Annotated in this window: 21 protein-coding genes; 12 read left to right on the top strand and 9 right to left on the bottom strand. The window is 55.4% G+C overall.

Annotated elements, in window-relative coordinates; all coding sequences use genetic code 11:
* Window positions 1-2 precede the first annotated feature (2 nt).
* From LH23_RS19585 to LH23_RS23650, 5 genes are all read right to left on the bottom strand, one after another.
* Complete coding sequence (locus tag LH23_RS19585) at window positions 3-344, bottom strand: DUF2493 domain-containing protein (RefSeq protein ID WP_008458076.1); 342 nt, start codon at window positions 342-344, stop codon at window positions 3-5.
* A 67-nt stretch (window positions 345-411) separates the two neighbouring features.
* Entirely contained in the window at window positions 412-2,064 is a 1,653-nt protein-coding gene (locus tag LH23_RS19580) for a Na/Pi cotransporter family protein (RefSeq protein WP_039294833.1), read from the bottom strand.
* A 2-nt stretch (window positions 2,065-2,066) separates the two neighbouring features.
* Window positions 2,067-2,303, bottom strand: coding sequence for a hypothetical protein (locus LH23_RS19575; RefSeq protein ID WP_039294831.1), 237 nt, complete (start codon window positions 2,301-2,303; stop codon window positions 2,067-2,069).
* 75 nt (window positions 2,304-2,378) lie between these two features.
* The gene (mgtA, locus tag LH23_RS19570) at window positions 2,379-5,072 is read right to left on the bottom strand and encodes a magnesium-translocating P-type ATPase (RefSeq protein ID WP_039294828.1); all 2,694 of its coding nucleotides are present in this window, start codon (window positions 5,070-5,072) and stop codon (window positions 2,379-2,381) included.
* Between the two features lie 317 nt (window positions 5,073-5,389).
* The gene (locus LH23_RS23650; RefSeq protein WP_071530494.1) at window positions 5,390-5,635 is read right to left on the bottom strand and encodes a hypothetical protein; all 246 of its coding nucleotides are present in this window, start codon (window positions 5,633-5,635) and stop codon (window positions 5,390-5,392) included.
* Window positions 5,636-6,794: 1,159 nt separating this feature from the next.
* On the opposite strand from LH23_RS23650, the gene drpB reads away from it, so the two are divergent.
* Window positions 6,795-7,067, top strand: a complete 273-nt coding sequence (drpB, locus tag LH23_RS19565) for a cell division protein DrpB (protein WP_039294824.1) — start codon at window positions 6,795-6,797, stop codon at window positions 7,065-7,067.
* 88 nt (window positions 7,068-7,155) lie between these two features.
* Here drpB and LH23_RS19560 read toward each other — a convergent pair whose 3' ends face one another.
* Both LH23_RS19560 and LH23_RS19555 read right to left on the bottom strand, forming a co-directional pair.
* Window positions 7,156-7,692 (bottom strand): hypothetical protein, encoded by a 537-nt coding sequence (locus LH23_RS19560; RefSeq protein ID WP_039294821.1) that lies wholly within the window; start codon window positions 7,690-7,692, stop codon window positions 7,156-7,158.
* 52 nt (window positions 7,693-7,744) lie between these two features.
* A complete protein-coding gene (locus LH23_RS19555) occupies window positions 7,745-8,296 on the bottom strand; it encodes a hypothetical protein (RefSeq protein ID WP_039294818.1) in 552 nt (183 codons plus the stop codon).
* Window positions 8,297-9,318: 1,022 nt separating this feature from the next.
* Between LH23_RS19555 and LH23_RS19550 the strand changes: the two genes are divergently transcribed.
* The 7 genes from LH23_RS19550 (at window position 9,319) to LH23_RS19520 (ending at window position 17,751) form a co-directional block, all read left to right on the top strand.
* Window positions 9,319-9,633 carry a PTS fructose transporter subunit IIB gene (locus tag LH23_RS19550; protein ID WP_039294815.1) on the top strand — a complete coding sequence of 105 codons (315 nt, stop codon included), beginning with the start codon at window positions 9,319-9,321 and terminating at the stop codon, window positions 9,631-9,633.
* Window positions 9,626-10,741, top strand: coding sequence for a PTS fructose transporter subunit IIC (locus tag LH23_RS19545; RefSeq protein ID WP_039294811.1), 1,116 nt, complete (start codon window positions 9,626-9,628; stop codon window positions 10,739-10,741). The genes LH23_RS19550 and LH23_RS19545 overlap by 8 nt, the downstream gene beginning before the upstream one ends.
* Window positions 10,742-10,850: 109 nt before the next feature.
* Window positions 10,851-13,439 (top strand): glycoside hydrolase family 38 C-terminal domain-containing protein, encoded by a 2,589-nt coding sequence (locus LH23_RS19540; RefSeq protein WP_039294808.1) that lies wholly within the window; start codon window positions 10,851-10,853, stop codon window positions 13,437-13,439.
* Window positions 13,440-13,451: 12 nt separating this feature from the next.
* Complete coding sequence (locus LH23_RS19535) at window positions 13,452-14,990, top strand: HPr family phosphocarrier protein (protein ID WP_039294805.1); 1,539 nt, start codon at window positions 13,452-13,454, stop codon at window positions 14,988-14,990.
* A 49-nt stretch (window positions 14,991-15,039) separates the two neighbouring features.
* Window positions 15,040-15,735 carry a phosphohydrolase gene (locus LH23_RS19530; protein ID WP_039294802.1) on the top strand — a complete coding sequence of 232 codons (696 nt, stop codon included), beginning with the start codon at window positions 15,040-15,042 and terminating at the stop codon, window positions 15,733-15,735.
* A 93-nt stretch (window positions 15,736-15,828) separates the two neighbouring features.
* Window positions 15,829-17,238, top strand: a complete 1,410-nt coding sequence (locus LH23_RS19525; protein ID WP_039294799.1) for a DNA cytosine methyltransferase — start codon at window positions 15,829-15,831, stop codon at window positions 17,236-17,238.
* A gap of 12 nt (window positions 17,239-17,250) precedes the next feature.
* Window positions 17,251-17,751 carry a very short patch repair endonuclease gene (locus LH23_RS19520; protein ID WP_039294796.1) on the top strand — a complete coding sequence of 167 codons (501 nt, stop codon included), beginning with the start codon at window positions 17,251-17,253 and terminating at the stop codon, window positions 17,749-17,751.
* Here the strand turns inward: LH23_RS19520 and yedA are convergent, their stop codons facing one another.
* A complete protein-coding gene (gene yedA, locus LH23_RS19515; RefSeq protein ID WP_039294793.1) occupies window positions 17,752-18,669 on the bottom strand; it encodes a drug/metabolite exporter YedA in 918 nt (305 codons plus the stop codon).
* Between the two features lie 172 nt (window positions 18,670-18,841).
* Here yedA and LH23_RS19510 point away from each other — a divergent pair, with 172 nt between their 5' ends.
* From LH23_RS19510 to dgcQ, 3 genes are all read left to right on the top strand, one after another.
* Window positions 18,842-19,756, top strand: coding sequence for a DUF808 domain-containing protein (locus LH23_RS19510; RefSeq protein WP_039294790.1), 915 nt, complete (start codon window positions 18,842-18,844; stop codon window positions 19,754-19,756).
* A 92-nt stretch (window positions 19,757-19,848) separates the two neighbouring features.
* A complete protein-coding gene (locus LH23_RS19505) occupies window positions 19,849-20,028 on the top strand; it encodes a YodC family protein (protein ID WP_039294786.1) in 180 nt (59 codons plus the stop codon).
* 162 nt (window positions 20,029-20,190) lie between these two features.
* Window positions 20,191-21,858 carry a cellulose biosynthesis regulator diguanylate cyclase DgcQ gene (gene dgcQ / locus LH23_RS19500; protein WP_039294783.1) on the top strand — a complete coding sequence of 556 codons (1,668 nt, stop codon included), beginning with the start codon at window positions 20,191-20,193 and terminating at the stop codon, window positions 21,856-21,858.
* Window positions 21,859-22,297: 439 nt separating this feature from the next.
* Here the strand turns inward: dgcQ and yodD are convergent, their stop codons facing one another.
* Complete coding sequence (gene yodD / locus LH23_RS19495; RefSeq protein WP_052050363.1) at window positions 22,298-22,531, bottom strand: YodD family peroxide/acid resistance protein; 234 nt, start codon at window positions 22,529-22,531, stop codon at window positions 22,298-22,300.
* Window positions 22,532-22,660: 129 nt separating this feature from the next.
* Between yodD and dsrB the strand changes: the two genes are divergently transcribed.
* Window positions 22,661-22,849 carry a protein DsrB gene (gene dsrB, locus LH23_RS19490; protein ID WP_039294781.1) on the top strand — a complete coding sequence of 63 codons (189 nt, stop codon included), beginning with the start codon at window positions 22,661-22,663 and terminating at the stop codon, window positions 22,847-22,849.
* Window positions 22,850-22,997 lie beyond the last annotated feature (148 nt).

Below are 22,997 nucleotides of genomic sequence, written 5' to 3'. Positions count from 1 at the left end.
GATTAAATCTCTATTACCTTCACGCCGGAACTGCGCGCCATTCGTACGCACTCCGCCGTGTCTTCTCCCCCAGGAAAAGCCAGCAGCACGTCGGGGCGGCTGTCCTCCAGCATAAACAGATTGCGGCGGGTCTCCGCATATTTGCCGTGCAGCGCCCAGTTGGCCGGGTAGCGAATAACGTGTACGTCGGTGCCGCGTGCCCAGGTTTCAATGGCCCCGCCGAGCGACTGATGCCCCCCGTGGATCAGCACATTCATTGTCTGCGTGCTGGCATATAAATCCAGCACGCGGGTGAGGGTGTGGGTGTCGGCATAAAACCGACCTGCGCAGATTAAAACTCTCACTTTTCTGTACCTTAACGTTGCTTTCCTTGAAAAGATGCTTCGTCCACCTTGCGGCGGTTATTGTTTTTTAAGCGTCCGGCGGCGTTTCGATAAAGCGCAGCGACTTATCGCCCAGGCGGTCGATCACCGGGTAGGCCACGGCCGCGATGTGGTGATGCACGCGGCGGTAGTCCCGCAGCACTCGCTGGAAAATGTCGCCGGATTCCGCCCAGGCATTTTTGTCCTCTCGCAGTTTTTTGAAGTGCTCGCGGCTGGCGGAAGCCTCGAGCTGACGAATGGTTTCCTTGCGTTGCACCAGCTGATGGGCAGCGGATAAGTCTTCACGCATAAACGCGGCGATGCCGAGGCGCAGGCTGGTGAGGATCTCCGCGTGCAGCAGGCGAATATTGTGCAACTCAAAGTCGCTGAACAGTTCGCCCCGGCGAGCGCGGCGCGTTGCCAGTTGGGTCAGGTTGCTGGAAAGAATGTCTCCCGCGTGCTCGAAGTTGATGATGAACATCAGGATTTCCTGGGCGCGATCGGCATCCGCGTCGTTCAGCCCGTCGTGGCTGATATCGGCCAGGTAAGCACGCACCGCAGCGCTGAGCAGATCCACCGACTGATCGAGCTGGCGAATCTCATCGGCGGCCTGCTTTTCCTGGGTGACAAACAGCACCAGCAGGCGGTCCAGCATGATGGTTAGCATGTCGGCGGCGCGCAGAGATTCGCGGACTGAGTTGGACAGACCGATGTAGGCCACTTCGAGGCCGGCATCGTCCAGATACATCGGCATCCCAGGGTCACCCACGCGCTCTTCTTCCGGGAACAGGCGCTCCAGGAAACGCGCCATCGGCGCGGTCAGGCCGATAAACAGCAGCGCGAGCACGGCGCTAAACGCGGTGTGGAACCACACTACAAGCTGCGGCGTGCTCAGCCCGGACTTCTGCGCGAGATCCGTCAGCAGCGGGAGCAGTAACAGCGCCAGCGCGCAGCCGGCCAGGCGAACAATCAGGTTGCCCACGGGCAGGCGACGAGCCACGGCGGAGCCCGCGTTGAGTACCGGCGGCAGCGCCCCGCCAATATTGGCGCCCATCACCAGGATCAGCGCTGTTTCCGGCCCCATCGCGCCAGTGGCTGCGAGGGAAGCGATCAGCAGAATAATCGCCACGCTGGAGTGGCACAGTAGCGTCAGGATCGCGGCCACCAGCAGGGCGATTAAGATATCGCCCTGCAACCCCTGCATGACGGCGTGAAACACCGGGGTGACTTCGATTTCCGCCAGCGTGCCGCTCAGTAAATGCAGGGCAAGCAGCATCAAACCGAGGCCAATCAGGGCGCAGCCCACGCTCTCAAAGTTGGAATGGTCGCGCAGCTTAAAGACCACAAACCCGGCCAGCAGAAGCAGCGGGATGGCCATTTCCATATTGAAGCTCATCAGCTGCACCACCAGCGTGGAGCCGATGTTAGCGCCGAGCATCACCGCCAGGGCAGGGGCAAGGCTCAGCGTCCCGGCGGCGGTGAACGACGTCGCCATCATGCTCACCGCGGTGCTGCTTTGCAGAACGCCGGTAATGCCGATCCCGGCGAGCAGAGCCGTCCAGCGGCTGGTCAGGTGGCGTCCCATCCAGTTGCGCAGCGGCGTGCCGAAGCCGCGCTGCAGCGCAGTCGAAATCATATGGCTGCCCCAGAGCAGCAAAGCGATGGCGCCAGCCAGGTTAATTAACAGAGTAGTTCCGGACATAATCAATTCCCCCTCTTCAGGGCGGGTGGTGTAACAAAACGCAGTAACCTGATCGAAAAACGATGTATGGCGCTGGCGAGGTTCAGTAACGCTTTCGCGTGTCGATAGTTGATTTTCCCTCCGGCGAACCAGGCCAGGGCGCGGACGCGAAGGGTGCGGGTTATTTTCATTAAAAATAAGACAACCAGTGCGATGGTCTTATTTTTAATCAGGAAAATAATGGAATGTTGCTTTTCCATAATGCTTTCCAGCTTGTGTTACTTGCCTGAAAGGTGCCGCCGAAGCGGCACCGAATTACCGTACTTAACGCAGAATTAGTGCCACTGCTTGAAGCGACGCATGTAGAACGTTTTCATGCCCTGAGCCACGCAGCAGTAGGCGAGCAGGGTCGCCACCAGCCACGGGAAGTACTGCCACGGCAGCGCCTGCAGCCCAACCAACGGCCCGAGCGGAGAGAACGGGACGTAAATCCCAATCGCCATAACCAGCCCGGTCATCATCATCACCGGCCAGGCGGCGGTGCTCTGAATGAACGGAATTTTCTGGGTACGCAGCATGTGTACCACCAGCGTCTGCGACAGCAGGCCTTCAACGAACCAGCCGGACTGGAACAGCGTCTGCATGTGCTCGCTGTTGGCGCTGAACACAAACCACATCAGCGCGAAGGTGGTCATGTCAAAAATGGACGACGTCGGGCCAATCCAGACCATAAAGCGGCCAATGTTTTTGGCATCCCACTTGCGCGGCTTGCTCAGGAACTCTTTGTCCGTTTTGTCCCACGGCAGCGCGAGCTGGGAGATGTCGTACATCAGGTTTTGCAGCAACAGCTGGATCGCAAGCATCGGCAGGAACGGGATGAATGCGCTGGCGACCAGCACCGAGAACACGTTGCCGAAGTTGGAGCTGGCGGTCATGTTCAGGTACTTCATGATGTTGCCAAAAGTCTCGCGGCCTTTGATCACGCCTTCTTCCAGCACCATCAGGCTCTTTTCCAGCAGGATGATATCGGCGGATTCCTTGGCGATATCGGTACCGCTGTCAACCGAGATACCGACGTCGGCATCGCGCAGGGCAGGGGCATCGTTAATTCCGTCGCCCAGGAAGCCCACGGTATGGCCGTTGGCCTGCAGCGCTTTCAGCACGCGAGACTTCTGCAGCGGGGTCAGCTTGGCAAACACGGTGCGCTCTTCCACCAGTTGTTGAAGAGAGGCATCGCTCAGTTGCTCAATCTGCGGGCCGAGTACCGGCTCGCCCGGCTCCAGCCCGACCTGGCGGCAAATGCGGGTGGTGACGATGGCGTTATCGCCGGTCAGCACTTTCACCGCCACGCCAATGTCCATCAGGGCAGCAATTGCCGGGCCTGCGCTCTCCTTCGGTGGATCGAGGAAGGTGAGAAAGCCGCGGATAATCAGGTCGTGCTCATCGTCGGTACCGTACTGTTTTTTCGCCTCGGCTTTAGGGATGTCGCGAGTGGCCACTACCAGGACGCGGAAACCATCCTTGTTGTAGTCATTGGTCATTGCCAGCATGGCGTCACGACGCTGATTATCCAGCGCGACAACCTTGCCGTTCTCTTCCATGTGGGTGGCAATGCTAAGCATCTCTTCCACGGCGCCTTTGCACACCAGCAGGTGGTTGCTCTGGCTATCCTTCACCACAATCGACAGGCGGCGGCGGACAAAATCAAACGGCATCTCGTCGACTTTGCTGTAGCCCTGCGGTTTGACGAAGTTCGGCTCATTGTCAGAGAAGTAAATGACCGCCTGATCCATCAGGTTTTTGATGCCGCTTTGGTGATAGCTGTTAAGCCAGGCCAGCCCCAGCACGGACTCGTTTTTCTGGCCGTTGGTGCCTACGTGGTGCTCGAGGATGATCTTATCCTGCGTCAGCGTCCCGGTTTTGTCGGTGCACAGCACGTCCATTGCGCCCAGGTTCTGGATAGCGTTCAGGCGCTTAACCACGACTTTACGCTTCGCCATCGCCACCGCGCCTTTGGCGAGGTTGGCGCTGACGATCATCGGCAGCATTTCCGGAGTCAGCCCCACGGCCACCGCCAGGGCAAACAGCAGGGCATCCCACCACTCGCCTTTCAGCAGGCCGTTAATCAGGAACACCACCGGCACCATCACCAGCATAAAGCGGATCAGCAGCCAGCTGACGCTGTTCACACCGCGGTCGAAGGCCGTTTGCGCGCGGCTCCCGACAATCGCTTTGGCCAGTGAGCCAAAGTAAGTGCGTGGCCCGGTTGCAACCACCACAGCCTGTGCGGTGCCGCTCACCACGTTGGTGCCCATAAAGCAGATGTTCGGGATATCCAGCAGGTTTTCGCTGTCGATCGCCTTATCGTGCGCGGACTTTTGTGCCACGTCGCCCAGGGTGTCGTATTTCTCAATCGGCAGCGCTTCACCGGTCAGCACGGCCTGGCTGATGAATAGATCCCGGGACTCAATGAGGCGCACGTCTGCCGGGATCATATCCCCCGCATAGAGCTGCACGATATCGCCCACGACCAGTTCACGCATCGGGATTTCACGCGGGGTTCCTTTTTGCCCCGCGTGTTCACGACGCACAACCGTCGCGGTGGTGCGAACCATTGCTTTCAGCGCCTCGGCAGATTTCGCCGAGCGGTGTTCCTGCCAGAAACGCACCAGGCCGCTGAGTGCCACCATGGTGCCGATGATAATCACCGTCGTCAGGTCGCCGTCTTCGCCGTGGCTGGTGGGCAGCCAGTAATCGGTAAAGAAGCTGATCCCGGCGAGAATACCGAGCACGTAGATAAACGGGTTGTTAAATGCCATCAGCAGCTGAACCAGCGCGTGAGGCGGCTTGTCATGGGCAACTTCGTTCAGGCCATCCCGCTCCAGCCGGGCGCTGGCGTGGGCTTCCTGCAGCCCTTCCCGGGTGGTGTTCAGGTTGACCAGGGTTTCTGCGATGCCGTTTTTGGCTTCCTGGGCGGCACGCATAGACAGCGTGCTTTTTTTATTACGGTTCTTGGTTTGTACAGTCATGGTGGTGCTCCTGTCGCCGGACGGCAGCAGGCTCTTTAGGGTAAACGCCAGATTAAGGGCGGCCGAAAATAGCCCGATGTCGTATGAACGATCGGTTTTAAATTAATTTCGCACAGGGTTTCTCGCTATTTATTTATTAAAAATAAACAGGTGAGAAATTTATATTTTCTTTTCTTGGGACGTGTTTGTTCCTGCTGAAAAATATGCCAGAAGGCATCAGCGAATAAACAGGTACCAACAGTGACGTAACTCAGCGTGGCGCACGGAAGCGGACTGCGGCATAGCGCGCAGACGCACCCGACAGCGTAACGGCTGAATCAGGCTACGAAGGGTCGACTTTGTGGGTCTTCGCCATCAGAGAAGCTGCAACGACGCTCCAGCTGGCCGGTGACAGGACTGACACGCCAGTTGGTGATGCGTTGATTCAACTCACTGATTTTCGAAGAGAAAATTGAGTTTGACTGTTTTTTACGTGCGGACAACACCCGATCGCGAGGCGGCCGGACACGCAGCGTTGATGTCACTGTTTTGACACCAGGAAAAAGGGTAGATTTGAAGTTCATAACACACCTCGGGACCGTGAAAACCCTGGTCGAGGTGGGACAACACGAGAGCATCAGGCTCCGGCGAGACACACCAAAACGAAGAAGTGATCACAATCGATTTCATGTTTACTTTCCCGAACCGCCATTAAGGCCATGTTCGGGCAGCTACTAAATTCAGTATCCATTAGTCTCTTATGTCAGGTTAGGAAAGGCCGCAACTTCGGCCCGTGAAATCTACCCATGGGCAGTACTATTGTCAACCCGGTAATGGAAATTAAATTCGTTCGTTTATATTTCAGAGAGGAAATATTGAGGGAAGGGAATAAAGGGTATTTTTATCTCTCTTCCTGAGTTGTTTTTTCTCTAAGCAAGAAACTGCCACTTAGTCACAAATACCTGGGTTTGTGTGGGTTCTGTTAAGGTTCCGTTCACTTCCCGCTCTGTTCTTTATGTGGTTACTGTACATGTGAACGTCTCTTCGGCCGTTCCCGACGGCCGGACCCTGGCCAGTCGGAGAGAAAACGGAGGCGATTTAAGCCGGAACCGTGCCTCGCTTTATGTTTAGCGCTGACTTAAAACGCAGCGTCGCTTCTTACCCTCACCCTAACCCTCTCCCTGGAAGGGAGAGGGAATAAACAATGTTTCCCGCAGCTTTTGTTTTCTCCCTCTCCCTTTGGGGAGAGGGCCGGGGTGAGGGGAATAAGTGTTCCCGGTTCTTTCTCAACAACCCCGAATGTTTGGGTGATAGCCGGTGGGTTTACCGCTTCAGCGGCGATGAGCTCGCCGGGTGCCGAGGCTGTTCGGGGGATGGCGTTATCTCCCTGACACGTTCACCGTGCTCTGAACATGCAGGGAAAACAGATCTATGGGTGAACGGAATAACCACCAGGCTGAAGAACACTCCCGAAGATGTTGAAAGAAAAGTGGGATAAAAGGCGCAGAGAACATAAATAAACCTCCATCGAGAGGCCTCACCGCGATTAAGAATTTTCCTTAAGCTAAATCAAACCCCACTGGCAAAGCCGATTTATGCCGAGCAGACTTTGATTTGAAACAAAATTTAACGCTTATAGCGGTTCGTCTAATCCGTTAGTGTGATAAAAATCACATTCAGGCGGCAGGGGAACTGCCGTCGACAACCCGTTTTTGTTTCAGTTGAAAAGTTAGGTCGAACGTTATGGATGCGAAACCAACTCGCAGCCCCGGCGGCAAAATTGCGCTGTGGCTGTTCTATGCTTTTTGTTTGTACATCGTTTGGGCGATGGTGCGTTATTTTTGGGTCGTCAGCGGGGTAACCAGCGGCGATTTAGGCACCTTCAGCGGCAAACTTCTCGGCGCGCTGATGGGGTTGCTGGTGCTTGGCTCGGTGGCGGCGGTGCTGGGCTGGATAGCGTGGTACACAAGGCCGCGTGCTTATCCCGTTCGCGTTCGCGACAACCGGCTGCGCTAAGCGCTTGTTCGTACTGTGATATAGTTGCTGTTTATAAGCATAAGAGACATATTCTGGATATGTCTCTTATGCTGTGACCAGGACTTAATTAATCCGTATAGGCCTGGGCAACGAAGTTAAAATCGTATGCTCCTGCCGCAATATTTTGTTCGACGTCAGCCGCTTTGAAATAAATCCTGTACATGTCTTCACCCGTTAACAGTAACGCGGCAGCGTCTGCCGACTGATTGGCAGTTGGTGGAATAAACGATGAATCAGACGTGACTTGATCTTTAAAACTATCCTCAATCACACCTATGAGCTTAGTTCCATTATCTTTTACCGAACTGTGAACAAGACCGTTACCATCAATAACTGTATCCATATCACCAGCTAGCGCAATTTTTATGTTTTTATCAGCAGAGGTAAGCGAAATCCTAAATAAATGCTTGCCAACCAGTTCAGCTGTATTGTCTGGGAGAGTATCAGCTACCAAGTCGGCAATCAGGTCTATTTGACTGCTCTGAGTGACTTTTATATTTGCACTTGCAGTTGCAATAGGGCCAGTAAATGTTGGGAGTGCTGAGGCGTTAAATGCACATGTCAGTGCTAAGGCCCCTAGAAAAACTGAATATGGACGAATCATGGGATCACCTAAAGATTAAAAAATAAAGACCAGATAAATATCGGTACAGAAACTATTCTGTATATGCTTGAGCAAGGAGATCGAAGGTATAATTCCCCGGCTTGATGTAGGTGTCTACAGTTTGGTCGTCATCAGTAACAATGTTGATAGCGTACTGATCCTGACCTTCTAATAGCAGTACTTCGCTAAGGGAATCTTTTTGGTTAACACCGGTAAAGAAATATGCGGAATCTCTCGTCAGAGCATCTCTATACTCTTCGGGAATTTTGCCAGTAAGCCAGGCTCCGGTATCTCCTGTTGTCATCAACAATCCTCCAGCACGTAATACTGTACCGCGGGCGGCCCCGGGTGTACCCATGGCAATCTTTGCATCAGCAGATGCATTAATCTTTATGGTAAATAGAGGTTGGTTGGGCCCCAAATTGCCGGTTATATCGTTGGCATCTTCGATGTGGATAGATAGATCACTGCTTTTGACGATCGTGGGTGATACTGTCATCGTTGATTTACTCATCTCATCCCACTGCCGCTCTTCGGCAAAAGCCGTCGAGGAAAATACGCCTAAAGCGGCAAGAATCGCGCATGCGGCCATTGATTTTTTCATGGTTTAAAAACCCTCTGTTTGTTTGGTGTACGGCTGTCCATCAATAAACATTGATAAGCCGCCGGATAATTAAACACAAAGGGTATGCTGGCGCCTCTTAAATCCCCTTAATTAAAAGAATTAAGGTATTAAAATAAATAAGCGTTACGCGTGTTATTGGCTTTATTTGCTCTCGCTTAATGGCGTCTGCCATTGCCGCTGTAAACCCGCCATCTGAGCACGCTCACCGACAGATGTCATAGTCTTGTCATAAATCTGGTTATACTCAGACTGGCACTTTTCACGAGAAGGGGAGTACGTGTATGCCGATTGCCCGATGAGCCACCTGCATTTGCGTGGCTCAGGATGTATACTTTCCCGCTTTAAAACTCTTCGTTGGCCTCAGCCTATTTATTTCATTCTCTTCCCTGACATCATTTAATTTTTTGTGTGTATTTCAATGCCATTTACCCATTATAAAAAGAGGGTTTTTCGTGTTTACATAACTGTGCGTAAAGTCACGTTTGTTATTTTTCGAACTGTCTACACTGCGGGAAGGTTAATGGGGGAAACTATGCGCGTTTATATTGTTCGGGTCATAACGCTTTTTCGCTTTATGTTGCTGATGCTTGGCAACAAGGCGCGCGTTTGGCTGAATAATAGCTGCTGGTTTAATAGCGTGAGTGAACTAGAAAAAGACGACGCCGTTTATTTTGATTCTCTCGATAACGCCTGTGTCGTGAACTGGTCCCGGCTATGGTGCAGCGCAGAGACTCTATATCATTCGCTTCGCTATTCACATTCTCCGTCATTAAAAAGAGGGCATAGCGTTGCACGCCCGCACCGCCTGGCCGTTCGCAAACGCTATGAACTCTCGTTCTTGTGCCGTATTTCCAGCCTGCATCAGCTGATGATGTGTCTTCACGCCGGTGGTGATGCCGGAGACGCCGCGATGCTGGCCGTTGTTCGTCCCCAAAGCACAATGCGCTTTTCAGCCATTGTGCTTTTTTTATTGCCATTCTTCAGCCAGATAAGGAGTTGTTATGTATATCGTTTGTGTTGCAGCTTGCCCTACGGGCGTCGCCCATACCTACATGGCTGCGGAAGCGCTGGCCCTGGTTGGCCAACAGCGCGGCCATGAGGTGAAAGTCGAAACTCAGGGCAGCATGGGCGTTGAAAACGAAATTACCGCTGACGATCTTGCACGGGCCGACGCGGTTATTCTTGCCGCTGATGTGGCGATTACCGGCAAAGAACGTTTTGACGGCATGATGAAACTAGAGTGCAGCGTGGCCGATCCTATCAAGTTTGGCGAGGCCGTATTTGAGGCGATAGAGGCGGAGATAGCAAATGGCTAAATTCAGGGCAGAGGCGGGGATGTCGACCGGCAAAGAAGTCAAAAATGCCATTATGACCGGGGTGTCGTGGATGCTGCCGTTTGTCATCGCCGGGGCGGTGATCATGGGCATTGCGCGCATCGGCGCTTCGCTCTACGGCATTGATAATATCTGGGATGCCAGCCACGCCCAGGCGGCGAGCATCATTGTGCAGATGCTGCATAAATTCGACGGGTTTGGTGGCCTGGCGCTGTCGCTGATGCTGCCGGTGGTCGCCGGGTATATCAGCTTTGCTATCGCCAATAAGCCAGGCCTGGCGCCGGGGATGGTGGGGGGACTATTGGCCAGCAGTCTGGGAACCGGGTTTCTTGGGGCGCTCGCCGCCGGTTTTGTCGCGGGTTATATCGTGCGGGCGCTGGCAGCCTGGATCAAACTGCCTGCTGCGCTGGCCTCGGCTGGCCCTATTTTTATCCTGCCGGTGGGCGGCACGCTGCTGACCTGCATGGTGATGGCGTTTATTATCGGCGGCCCGCTCGCTGCGCTGAATCACGGGATGGAAAGCTGGCTGCTGGCGATGTCCGGGACGAACAAAATCATCCTGGCCGCCGTTGTGGGCGGAATGGTGGGTTTTGATCTGGGCGGCCCGGTGAACAAGGCGGCGGTGACCACCGCGATGGCGCTGCTAGCTTCCGGGATTTACGATCCCAACACTGCCGCACAGGTGGCGATTATCGTCCCACCGATTGGCCTCGGGGTTGCAACGCTCATTTGGGCTAAGCGTTTCCCGGCTTCGCTGCGAGAGGCGGGCAAGGCTTCGACGCTGATGGGCCTGATTGGCGTATCTGAAGGGGCCATTCCTTTCGCGCTGGCAAACCCCAAAATTATCATCATCAACGTGGTGGGTTCTGCCACCGGGGCCGCATTGGCCGTCGGCCTGGGTGCGGTAAACCATGCGCCGATTTCGGGCTTTTACGGCTGGCTGGCGGTAGATCAATGGCCCATTTATGTGCTGTCTATTGCCGTCGGGGCGGGGATTATCGCTGTGGGGTCGTTATTAGTGTTTCGGGGTGAAACTGTCGTTGAAAATAAACCTTCGACAGCCGTGCCTAAATTTAAAGTAGGGCGCTAGCCGCCCGGTTAATTTATTTCAGGCTGTATGAGTTGTGCTTTCACGGTATTTCATGCCGGGGATAGCTACGCCTTAAATATTTATCCTTAGACGTTAATAAGGTGATGTTATGAAGACTGTGCATTTAATTCAGCACACGCACTGGGACAGAGAGTGGTATTTCACCGAGAACGACTCAAAAGTCGTGCTCTATTATTTCATGCTGGATTTAATCACCCGGCTGGAGCAGGACGAAGCGCTGGGTCCGTTTATTTTAGATGGCCAAACGGTGATGCTGGAGGATTTTTTACAGGTGGCGTCAGAGCACCGGGCACGCCTGCAAAAATTAATTACCGACGGGCGGGTACTGATTGGCCCGTGGTACACGCAGAGCGATTTCCTGGTCGTCGGTGCGGAGTCAATCACCCGCAATTTGCTGCTTGGGCTGGCGGATTGTAAAGCCTGGGGCAGCTATATGCCGGTGGGCTATGTGCCTGACTCATTCGGGCAAAGCGCGCAGCTACCGATGTTTCTTCGCGAGTTCGCTATCGACAGCGCGGTGCTCTGGCGTGGGTGGAGCGAGCATGATGTGCCGACCAGTGAGTTTAACTGGCAGGCGCAGGGCGGGCAGCAGGTGCTCACCGCCGTGCTCCCCTGGGGCTACGGCTGCGCAAAGTGGCTGCCCACGGCTTCGCAGGAACTGGTTGAAAAATTACCGCCGATTCTGGAAAAGCAGGCGCGTTTTTCCGCCACGAATCACCTCCTGCTCCCCAACGGCAACGATCAGTCGCCGTTCGAATATGCGGTACCTGCTGCGCTGGAAAAACTGAATACCAGCCAGAGTGAGTACCATTTCAGGCGAAGCAGCTTCAGCGATTTCTTCGCCGCTCTGCGGAGCGACGAGCACAAGCTGCCTGTTTTGCGCGGCGAGCTGCTCAGCCCCAAATACATGCGTATTCATCGCGGCATTTTCTCTACCCGAATGGATATCAAGCAGCTCAATGTCTCGCTGGAACAGTTTGTCAGCCAGACGCTGGAGCCCTTGCTGGCGGTCAACTGGCGGCTGGGGTTGTCTTATCCGCAACAGGCGGTGGAGCACATTTGGCGGGAGGCAATGAAATCTCACGCTCATGACAGCATTGGCGGCTGCAATTCAGACCGGGTCAACCAGATGGTGAAGGGGCGTTTGCAGTCCGGCAAAGAGAGTGCCGAACAGCTGTTTGACCTGAACATGAAAATGCTTGCGGAAGGGATTGAGGCGAACCAGCACGGGAAAAAAATCGTGGTCTTTAACCCGCTGCCCGCACGGCGCGATACGCAGGTGAGTCTCACGCTTTATACCCCGGAAGAGGACTTTCGCATCGTGGATGGCGAGGGTAATCCGTGCCGCTGGCAGCTGCTGCATGAAGAGCCGCAGGACATGTCGCTGGTGGTGCAGGAGCTGTCCAACAGCACCACAACAACCTGGTATCGTAAATGTCATATTTTGCTGGAGGCGAGGGCGCTACCGGCCTGCGGCTATAAAACTTTTTACCTGCAGGAAGGAGAAGCCGCTGGGTTTGAGATCCCAGCGAGGCAGAGCGATTGCCTGGAAAATGCCTGGCTACGACTGGAGCATAAAGCGGGAGAGCTTACGCTGACAGATAAACGCACGGGCGAAGTTTACCCGCACATCCTGCGGCTGGTCGACGGCGAAGACGCGGGGGACAACTATAACTATTCGCCACCGGCGGTTGACTGGAAGATTAGCAGCGAATGCTGCCTGCAGCAGGCCATCCTTACGCGGGGTGTGCTCAAAGACACCCTGAAGCTAACGCTGCATATGCCTGCGCCGGTTGATGCGGAGGCACGCCAGGCCAGGCGGCTGGATGCGCGGCTGGACGCAGTGATGACGATTTCCCTGCCGCACGATAGCGCCTGGCTGGATGTTGACGTCGAAGTGAACAACACGCTGCGTGACCACCGTTTGCAGGTTGAGCTACCAACCGGCGTACATCAGACCACCCATTTTGCCGATCAACCTTTTGGCCTGATCGAGCGCGAAAATGTCCCTCGTGCGCTTGAGATCTGGCAGCAGGAAAACTGGACGGAAACGCCTGCTTCGCTGTGGCCAATGCAGAGCCTGGTGATGATGCATCAGGCACGGCGTGGCCTTGGTGTGGTGACCGCCGGGCTGCGGGAGTACGAGATCCCCGTCGGGCAGCCGGATACGCTGGCTATTACCCTGTTCCGCAGCGTGGGCTGGCTCGGGCGGCCCGCGTTGGAATGGCGGCCCGGACGGGCATCGGGCATGGTGCTGCCAGCCCCGGAATCACAAATACCCGGTCGCCACGCGTTTCATTTTGCCGTCATGCCGATGAACGACGGGCAAAGCCTAGCGTTCTGGCGGGCCATCGAGCAATGGCGCACCCCGGCTTTGGGCTACCTGGACTCTGGCTGGTCTCGTTTTCGCACTAATCCCCACGGAAAAATCTTCCCGCCGCACTTCAGCGTATTGAGCTGGGAGAGTGCCCTGCATTTCAGCACCCTGAAAAAAGCGCAAAACGAAGAGGCGTTGGTGCTCCGAGGCTGGAACCCAGGCCTGACGGTGCTGGAAAACCTTCCCCCTGCAGTAAACGCTACGCCGCAGCAGATCACGCTGGCGGAAATACCTGCCACGCCAACGGACACTGTCGAAGCAGGTACGCCGGTTTCCTGGCTCATTCGCTCATTTGAATAAGGGGCTATCAACATGCAGACATTTTTATTTCGTTGCCCGCTGGTGAACGGGCTTCATGCCAGGCCGGCCAGCGCACTTGAGCGGCAAGCTTCACGCTTTGTTTCCGCGGTGACGTTAGTGAACCAGACTAAGTCACGCCAGGGTGATGCTAAGAGCGTGCTGGCGCTGGTGGGGGCGGATGTTGCCGCTGGCGATGAATGCCAGCTGCTGATTGAAGGCCCGGACGAGCAGGCGGCCTGGCAGGCGCTTGGCCATTTTATTGAGCATGAGTTCGCGCAGAGTGACTCGCCGCTGGCGGTTGCCGTTGAAGAAGAGCAACCGCTGCCGGTGTTTCTTTCCCGAAGTGCATCCCCAGTTTGGCAAGGTAAGGGCGTTAGTCCGGGGGCGGCGCTGGCAAAGGCCGTTTTTGTTGAGCAGATCGATCTTAACGTGCTGGCGCTGCGGCACGATGAGGAACCTTTTCCCCTGCAGCAACAGCGGCTGATTGTCGCGCTGCAGGCAGCACGGCAGCGTTTACGGGAAGAGATCGGCCAGCAAGCGGGTGAGGCGGCGCAGATTCTGGATGCGCAAAGTCAGTTGCTGGACGATGAAACCGTTGCAGAGTGCCTGCTGGACGAGCATGACGCCCGTAATACGCTGGCCGCGCTGGCAAAAGCGGTGGACGTACTGCGGGAGCCTTTCCGGCAAAGCGACAGTGAATATCTGCGTCAGCGGGAGCTGGATGTTTTTGATTTAGGCCTGCGAATTGCGGCCGAACTGACCGGTGACCTGCGGCTGGGGCTGCCGCAGCTGGACGAAGACACGCTGGTGATTAGCGATGGCGTGCTGACGCCGGGGCAGTTGCTCATGCTACAAGGGCCATCTCTGCGGGGGATTGTGATGCCGACAGGCGGTGAAACGTCTCATACCGCAATACTTGCTTGTGCGCTTTCGACGCCGCTATTGTGCCTGGCTTCGACGAAGCCACTATTTGCCGTAGGAGAGGGGACATATTTGCTGGGCGCCGGACATGGTTTTGTGCTGGCAAGACCCGATGATGTGGCGCTGCGCTGGTATGAACTGGAGTGCAAAAAATTTGCTGCTGTGGTCGCAAGTGAAGAAGAAGGCATGTTTAGCCCGGCCCTGGTGTTTCTGGATGAAAAGCTTCATGGCAAGCACGAGGTGATTAAGCGGCTGACGGACAATCTTGAGGTTCAGGGGCGGGCTGTCTCCGCGACGCTTGCCGAGCAGGCTATCTGGCAGCGTGAGGCGGTCTTTACCACCGCGCTGGGCTTTTCCATCGCCATTCCGCACTGCAAGTCCGCCGCGATTTCCCGCAGCAGTATATCCGTACTGCGGCTGGCAGACCCGCTGGACTGGGGAGGGGACGTGGCGGTACAGCTGGTGATTATGTTGACGCTCAGTGAGCAGGAGCAGGCACAACATATGCGGATTTTCTCAGTTTTAGCCCGGCGACTTATGCATGAATCCTTCCGTGAGAAGCTGCTGGCCGCGGCTACGGCACAGGCCGTGGTGGATGTGCTCCGCGAAGAGGTCATAATCCTGTCATAAATCTGGTTATACTCAGACTGGCGCTTTTCACGAGAAGGGGAGTACGTGTATGCCGATTGCCCGCTGGCAGCAGCAGTTTGAGCAGTATCTGATTGATAACTGGGCGCAGGACGACAAAGCCCATGACGTGGCGCATTTTCGGCGCGTATGGAAAACCGCCCAGCATATTATGGAAGGGACGGAGGCGGACAGGCTGGTGGTGCTGACCGCCTGCTACTTCCACGACATCGTTAACCTGCCAAAGAATCACCCGGAGCGCCATCTGGCTTCAACACAGGCCGCGCAGGAAACGCTGCGCATTCTGGAAACACATTTCCCGGACTTCCCACGCGAGCTGTATGACGCGGTAGCCCATGCGGTGCGGGCCCACAGTTTTAGCGCGGCTATAGCGCCGCAGACGCTGGAAGCGAAAGTGGTGCAGGATGCGGACAGGCTGGAATCGCTGGGGGCGATAGGCCTGGCGCGGGTGTTTTATGTCTCCGGTGCGCTAGGGCGTTCGCTGTTCGACAGCGACGATCCGCTGGCCGATCGCCGTGAGCTGGACGATACGGAGTATTCGGTGGACCATTTCCAGAAAAAGCTTCTGCGCCTGCCGGAGTCAATGCAAACCGAAGCCGGGCGTGCACTGGCGCGTCACAATGCGGATTTCCTCGTCGGCTATATGGCGAAGCTGTGCGCCGAGCTGAAAGGCGACTACCTGCAGGTGGACGAGCAGGTGCTGCAGCGTTTTAAATCACAGGCTTAATCCTTCCGGCCCGCATTTCTGCGGGCTGTTTCCATTCTTTCTGGGTCAAATCAGTGATACAGTTTCACTCCCTTTTCCCATTTTTGGTTCACGATGAACGATCTTGACGCGATAGCAGAACACCTCTCCCTTCAGGCACAGCGCCATAAACAAACTCAGCAAGAAGAAGATCACGCGCTGGTCAGCCGGTTACTGGAAATCTACGATCAAAAAACCGTCGCTCTGCGCCTGCGACAGGTGGGAGGTGACTGGACGCGTGAGTCCCTGAACCGCTGGTATAACGGCAAGTCTGCGCCACGGGGCTTAACCGAAGTTGAAGTTCAGATGCTGCAAAGTATGCTGCCGTCGCCGCCGGCGCATCACGGACGTTATGCTTTTCGTTTTATTGACCTGTTTGCCGGGATAGGCGGGATCCGCAGCGGTTTTGAGGCTATCGGCGGCCAGTGCGTGTTTACCAGCGAATGGAACAAATACGCCGTGAAGACTTATAAAGCGAACTGGTACTGCGACCCGGCAGAGCATCAGTTCAATGAAGATATCCGCGATGTGACGCTCAGCAACCGGGGCGACGTCACGGACGAGCAGGCGACGGCGCACATTCAGGCCACGCTGCCCGATCATGATGTGCTGCTGGCGGGTTTCCCCTGCCAGCCGTTTTCGCTGGCGGGCGTCTCGAAGAAAAATGCCCTTGGGCGCGCGCACGGTTTTGCCTGTGAAACGCAGGGCACGCTGTTCTTTGACGTGGCGCGGATCATTGCCGCCAAACGTCCTCCGGTTTTTGTGCTGGAAAACGTTAAGAATCTCAAGAGCCACGACAAAGGCAATACGTTCCGCATAATCATGCAGACGCTGGACGAGCTGGGCTACGACGTAGCCGACGCCGCGGTTTCCGGGCGTGACGACCCGAAAATTGTCGACGGTAAAAACTTCCTGCCGCAGCACCGCGAGCGCATTGTGCTGGTCGGCACGCGCCGCGATCTGAAGCTGGATGCGGCGGTGACGTTGACAACCCTGAGCGATTTTTATCCGGCTCGCCGCCCCACCTTTGGTGAACTGCTGGACGATGAGGTTGACGCGAAATATGTGCTGACCCCGACGCTGTGGAAATACCTCTATAACTATGCGAAGAAGCATCAGGCCAAGGGGAATGGCTTTGGGTACGGTCTGGTTGACCCGAAGAATCCGGCAAGCGTCGCGAGAACGCTGTCGGCCCGTTATTTCAAAGATGGCGCGGAGATCCTGGTCGATCGCGGCTGGGACAAAGCGCTGGGTGAGGCTGATTTTAACCATGCTGATAACCAGGTGAACAGGCCGCGCCGCCTGACGCCGCGCGAGTGCGCCAGGCTGATGGGGTTTGAAGCGCCGAAGGGGAAAGCGTTCCGTATTCCCGTATCCGATACTCAGGCTTACCGCCAGTTTGGCAACTCCGTCGTCGTTCCCGCGTTTGCAGCGGTAGCAAAGCTGCTGGAGCCGGTGATTAAACAAGCGGTGAAAAAGCGCTAAGCGGAGAAAGAAATGGCGGATGTACACAGCAAAGCGATACGCAGTAAAAACATGCGAGCGATTGCCACGCGCGACACCGCCATTGAAAAACGCCTTGCCGCGCTGCTGGCTGAATGTGGGTTTAGCTTTCGCGTTCAGGATGCAGCCCTGCCAGGAAAACCCGACTTTGTGGTGGATGAATACCGCTGCGTTATCTTCACCCACGGCTGTTTCTGGCATCACCACGACTGCCATCTGTTTAAAGTCCCGGCCACGCGTACCGAGTTCTGGCTGGAAAAGATAGGCCGTAATGTTATTCGGGATAAGCGAGACGCGGCGCTTTTGCTCGCGCAGGGCTGGCGGGTTTTAATCGTCTGGGAATGCGCGCTGCGTGGCCGCGAGAAAATGCCCGATCGGGCGCTGTGTGAACGTTTAGAAGAGTGGATTTGCAGCGGCGGGTACAGCGCGGAAATTAACGTGACCGGCATTCACCAGCAAAACAACAGCGGCCAGTTCAGGCTGGCCGCCGACTAGTTATTTTTCCACTTCACATGCCTCAACCACCGGTTTGGCCGGGAACAGATATTTCCCCAGCGTGACCAGCACCACGGCAAAAATAATGATCCCCAGCGCCAGCCATTCAATCGCCGACAGGTTTTCCCCCGCAAAAGTGGTGCCCAGCAGCACGGCCACAACCGGGTTGACGTAGGCATAGCTGGTGGCCACTGCCGGAGAGACGTTGCGGATCAGGTACATGTAGGCGCTGATGGAGATCATCGAGCCAAACAGCGCGAGATAGCCCAGCGCCAGCCAGCCGGAGGTGTCCGGCATCGTTGTCAGCCGTTCGCCAGTGAGCGCCGCGAGGCTGAGTGCGACAATCCCGGCCGCCAGCATTTCCACCGCGCCGGCCATCATGCCTTCGGGCAGTTCGATGCGTGACCCGTAAACCGACCCAAACGCCCAGCTCAGGGAGCCAATTAAAATTAAAACAGCGCCGGAGGGATTGCCGCTGAGATTGCCGCCGCTGTTCAGCAGCACAATCCCTGCGAGGCCAATGGCAATGCCGAGCCACTCCAGCTTGCGCGTTTTAATGCCAAACAGGCGGCTGAAGCAGAGGGTAAACAGCGGCACGGTGGCAACCATGACGGCGGCAATGCCGGAAGGCACATGCTGGTGCTCGGCCACCGTGACGCAGCCGTTACCCACGGCCAACAGAAGCACGCCAATAAGGGCGGCATTAAGCGTCGGGCGCAATTTTGGCAGCTTGTGGCCGCGAAGCAGCAGAATGCCCATCAGCAGTGAGCCAGCAAGCATGAATCGCGTCCCGGCGAGGATGAACGGCGGCCAGGTTTTCACCCCGATAGCCAGCGCCAAATAGGTTGAACCCCAGATAATGTACAACGCAAACAGCGCCGCTATCAGCGGCACTAATTGACCAGAACGAGCTCGCATAATCCCTCACCAGACACCAATTTCAGGCCGACAGTTAACGCCAAAAGCGGGCGGATAGCGAGCATTATACTTGTTGATATAATGTTAATTTTTATTGACAAGGGCGGCGATTTTTCCCGACGCGTTTTTTGCTTCATACTCTTGGGTATCGACATCAATAAGGACAGATATTTTGGCTGGAAGTAGCTTACTCACCTTGCTCGACGACATCGCCACGCTGCTGGACGACATTTCCGTTATGGGCAAACTCGCGGCAAAAAAAACGGCGGGCGTACTGGGCGATGACCTCTCTCTGAATGCTCAGCAGGTTTCTGGCCTGCGCGCGAATCGGGAACTGCCCGTGGTCTGGAGCGTGGCAAAAGGGTCGTTCCTCAATAAGCTTATCCTGGTGCCGCTGGCGCTGGTCATCAGTGCGTTTGCGCCGTGGGCAATTACGCCGCTGCTGATGGTGGGCGGGGCATTTTTATGTTTTGAAGGCGTGGAAAAGGTGCTGCACAGCCTGCAGGCGAGAAAGCACAAAGAAAGCGCGGAGGAAAAGCAGGCGAGGCTGGAGGAGATTGCCGCGCAGGACCCGATGGCCTTTGAAAAAGATAAGGTGAAAGGGGCGGTGCGCACGGACTTTATTCTTTCGGCGGAAATCGTCGCCATCACGCTCGGCATAGTGGCGGAAGCGCCGCTGCTGAACCAGGTGCTCATCCTGGCGGGTATCGCGATTCTGGTGACCATCGGTGTATATGGTCTGGTCGGGATGATCGTGAAAATTGACGACCTCGGATACTGGCTGGCGGATAAACGTGCGGCGGTGGCTCAGGCAGTGGGGAAAGGGCTGCTTGTTCTTGCTCCCTGGCTAATGAAGATCCTCACGTTCGTCGGGACGCTGGCGATGTTCCTCGTCGGTGGCGGTATCCTGGTGCACGGCGTGCCGGTGCTGCATCACGGCATTGAGCAGTGGGCGAGCCAGTTTGGTGGCGTTGTGGCGCTCGTGGGCCCGACACTTGTTAATCTGGTGCTTGGTTTTATCGCGGGCGGTATTGTGTTGCTGGTGGTGAACGGCATAAATCACCTTCGCGGGAGCGCTTCACACTAAGTTCGAGATGAAAAATAACGCTTTAGTCAGGAAAAAACGCTGACCATTGGCTATACCTTTAGAGGTTTTCACCCTTAATGCCGGAGGCGGCTATGGTTTATGTGGTCAGCGATGAAGTCCGGCGTAAGAACGGTGGTCCACGCATGATTGTCACGGGTTATTCCAGTGGCATGGTGGAGTGCCGTTGGTACGACGGGTACGGCGTAAAGCGTGAGGCTTTCCGTGAGGACGACCTGACGCCTGTTGAAACCATGGAGCATCAGCACGTATGAAGCCTCTGGTTTCTTAACCAAACCCGGCTTTGCCGGGTTTTTTTACGCCTACGGCGTGGGCCAACTTCGACAAAGCGCTGTCGCGGTGGCAAAATCTGCAAAGACTTCATTCTTCCGGGGTTTTTGGAAGGAACTGATAACCGCGGCCAGGGAGTATCCCCCTTGATCGGTAATGCATTTGAGCGGTTTTTAAGCCGCTATAAACGACCGCAGCGGGTGGTAAACCTCTGTTTTATCGTCGTGTTTCTTTGCTCAACGCTGCTGACCTGGCGTGAGGTGGCGGTGCTGGAATCCGCCTACATTGCTAACCAGCGCAACAGTCTGGATAACATCGCCACCGCGCTGGACCGGCAGCTGCAGCACAGCATTGATAACCTGCTGTTTTACCGCAACACCATGCACTATGCGCTGCAGTCTCCTATTTCCACCGATATTTCACGTCAGGCGCTGGCGGATTTTGCCGTCCAGCGAACGCAGCCTTACTGGCAATTAAAGCTGGATCTTAATCGCGGGATGCCGATTAACGGCGTTTCCGACGAGTTTGTCAGCCACAGCCACGTGCTCGACCGGGATGAGGCCTGGCTTTATCCTGAGCTGGAGGCGGCGCTGGAATTCAGCTACATCATGCAGCTTGCCGACGACAAGCGAGATCTGCAAAGGCGCGTATTTTACGCCTCCAGAGCGGGCTTTTTCCTCTCAAGTACGCCGCCGGAAAACGATCCGGCGATCGTTTCGCTCTATTATCGGCTGATTGCCCAGCCGTATTTTGGCGCTCAGTCGCCGCAAAACAACCCCGGCCGTGGCCTTCAGTGGACGCATACCTATAACCCCGCCAGTTCAAATGGGCAGATTATTACCGCTTCGGTGCCGCTGGATCTCAATCAGCGCTGGTACGGCGTGCTGGCCATGGATTTTCCTGTCAGCGGCATGCATGCATTCCTTCAGGGGCTTTCTCATGACCGTTATGAAGGCACCGTGATGCTGTTTGATAAACACTTCTCGCTCATTGCCACCGCGGCTGATAGCGCTCCGCTGTCTCCGGTGTTTAACGCCAGGCAGCAGGCTGAGATTGCCCGCTCAATGGAAAGCGGAGAAGAGGGCGAGCTGCGAATGGACAGCCGCTTCGTGACGTGGGCGAAGCTTGGGAACTTTGACGGTGTGCTGATCAAAGTGCATACCCTGGGCGAAGGCGTGCAGGGGGAGTTTGGTCGAATCAGCATTGTGCTGACTATACTCTGGCTGCTCTTTACGCTGATGCTGTTTATCTCCTGGCGGGTTATCCGGCAGCTGGTCAGCAATATGCTGACGCTGCAGCAGACGTTAAGCTGGCGCGCAAATTACGATACCCTGACCCGGCTCTACAATCGCGGAGCCTTCTTCGATATCGCCCACGGCATGGCGCAGGACTGCCAGCGCGAGGATAAACCGTTCTCGGTCATTCAGATGGATCTCGATTTCTTCAAAGGGATTAACGATCGCTACGGACATCACGCTGGCGACAGGGTGTTATCTCATGCAGCCGCGTTACTTGCTTCCTCCCTTCGGGAAGAGGATGTTGCCGGACGCGTGGGTGGGGAAGAGTTCTGCGTGCTGCTGCCGGGGACGAAGCTTCCTGAGGCGGCCGCTGTCGCCGAGCGGATTCGGCACCGCATCAATACCAAAGAGCTACTTTTACAGGCCGGACAGGCCCTAAAAATCAGCGCTTCGTTCGGGGTTAGCTGCGCCCATGAGCGCCATGATTATGATTTTGAGCATCTACAGTCCATTGCGGACCGAAGGTTGTACAAGGCGAAACAGAATGGCCGCAACCAGGTTTGTACCCAGGACTGATTTTTCCGGTCTGGTGTGGCCGCTATATCATATAAGCGTTGCTGATGTTTTATTCGGTTGGTGAAGAGGGGATTTGCTCAAGCAAGCGTAATGTTTTTGTCACACTGTGGGAGAGGTAGAGGCGATTTTATTTTTCATTCGTCCCAATACGGCAAGCGAAATCAGAACGCTCAGTTTAGGATAAATCTTAATTTATTCAGCACTCAAATGGCCTTGTGCTGCGGGCCGTCGGTTTAAAAAAACGATTTAACAAGGCATTGGAATCAAATTCGCTGCGTCAATAGGTACGGCTGCAGGCATTCTTGAAAAGAATATATCCTTGTATTCAATAAAATTTAAGGTAATGTGGTGAACACATCAGATTTCCTGATGTAACGAATTTCAAGTGCTTCTTGCTTCAGCAAGTTTTCATCCCGGCTCCCCGGCCGGGATGCTTTTCTTAGCGGTTAATTTCATTCACGCTAAAATCCCGAATATCCAGTTCAAAGGCATCCGCCAGTTCCTTATAGCTATGCCAGTCTCGCCCATCCACGCTCACTCGCTGCGGGTGTTCCTCGCTGCTGGCGTGTCGGATATCGCTTTCGCTAATTTCGTTGATGGCGGCAAGCAGTGCGTCAACATCCACATCCGTTGTCTGATGCGCCGCGCTGCCGCTGATTTTCACGGTCTTCATCACTTTACCCTCGCTGACTACCACCCTTAAGTATAGTCGTTCCAGATAATGTGCCAGCCAGCCCGGAGTAAGGGCATTCAACGGGTTTTTGATCTACAATGGCAAACAATGTCTCTGGAGGAAATAACCATGAAAATCAATGATCGGGTGACCGTGAAGACCGATGGCGGCCCGCGACGTTCGGGCGTAGTCCTGGCGGTGGAGCCGTTTAACGAAGGTACAATGTATCTTGTGTCGCTGGAGGATTATCCGCTGGGGATTTGGTTCTTTAATGAGTCAGGCCATCCGGACGGGATTTTTGTGGAGAGTGAGGAGTAGGTTTTTGGGGTTTGACCCTCACCCCGGCCCTCTCCCTGGAAGGGAGAGGGGGAAAATCTAACAGATGAACACCGGGCTGTCCCTCTCCAGGAGGGAGAGGGGAAAATCTAACAGTCTTGCTCTGGATAGTCCCCTCTCCCCCAAGGGG

It is taken from the genome of Cedecea neteri, assembly GCF_000758305.1.
GTDB lineage: Bacteria > Pseudomonadota > Gammaproteobacteria > Enterobacterales > Enterobacteriaceae > Cedecea > Cedecea neteri_C.
The sequence above is the reverse complement of the archived record's forward strand: the minus strand, read 5'-3'. Positions and strand labels throughout refer to the sequence as shown.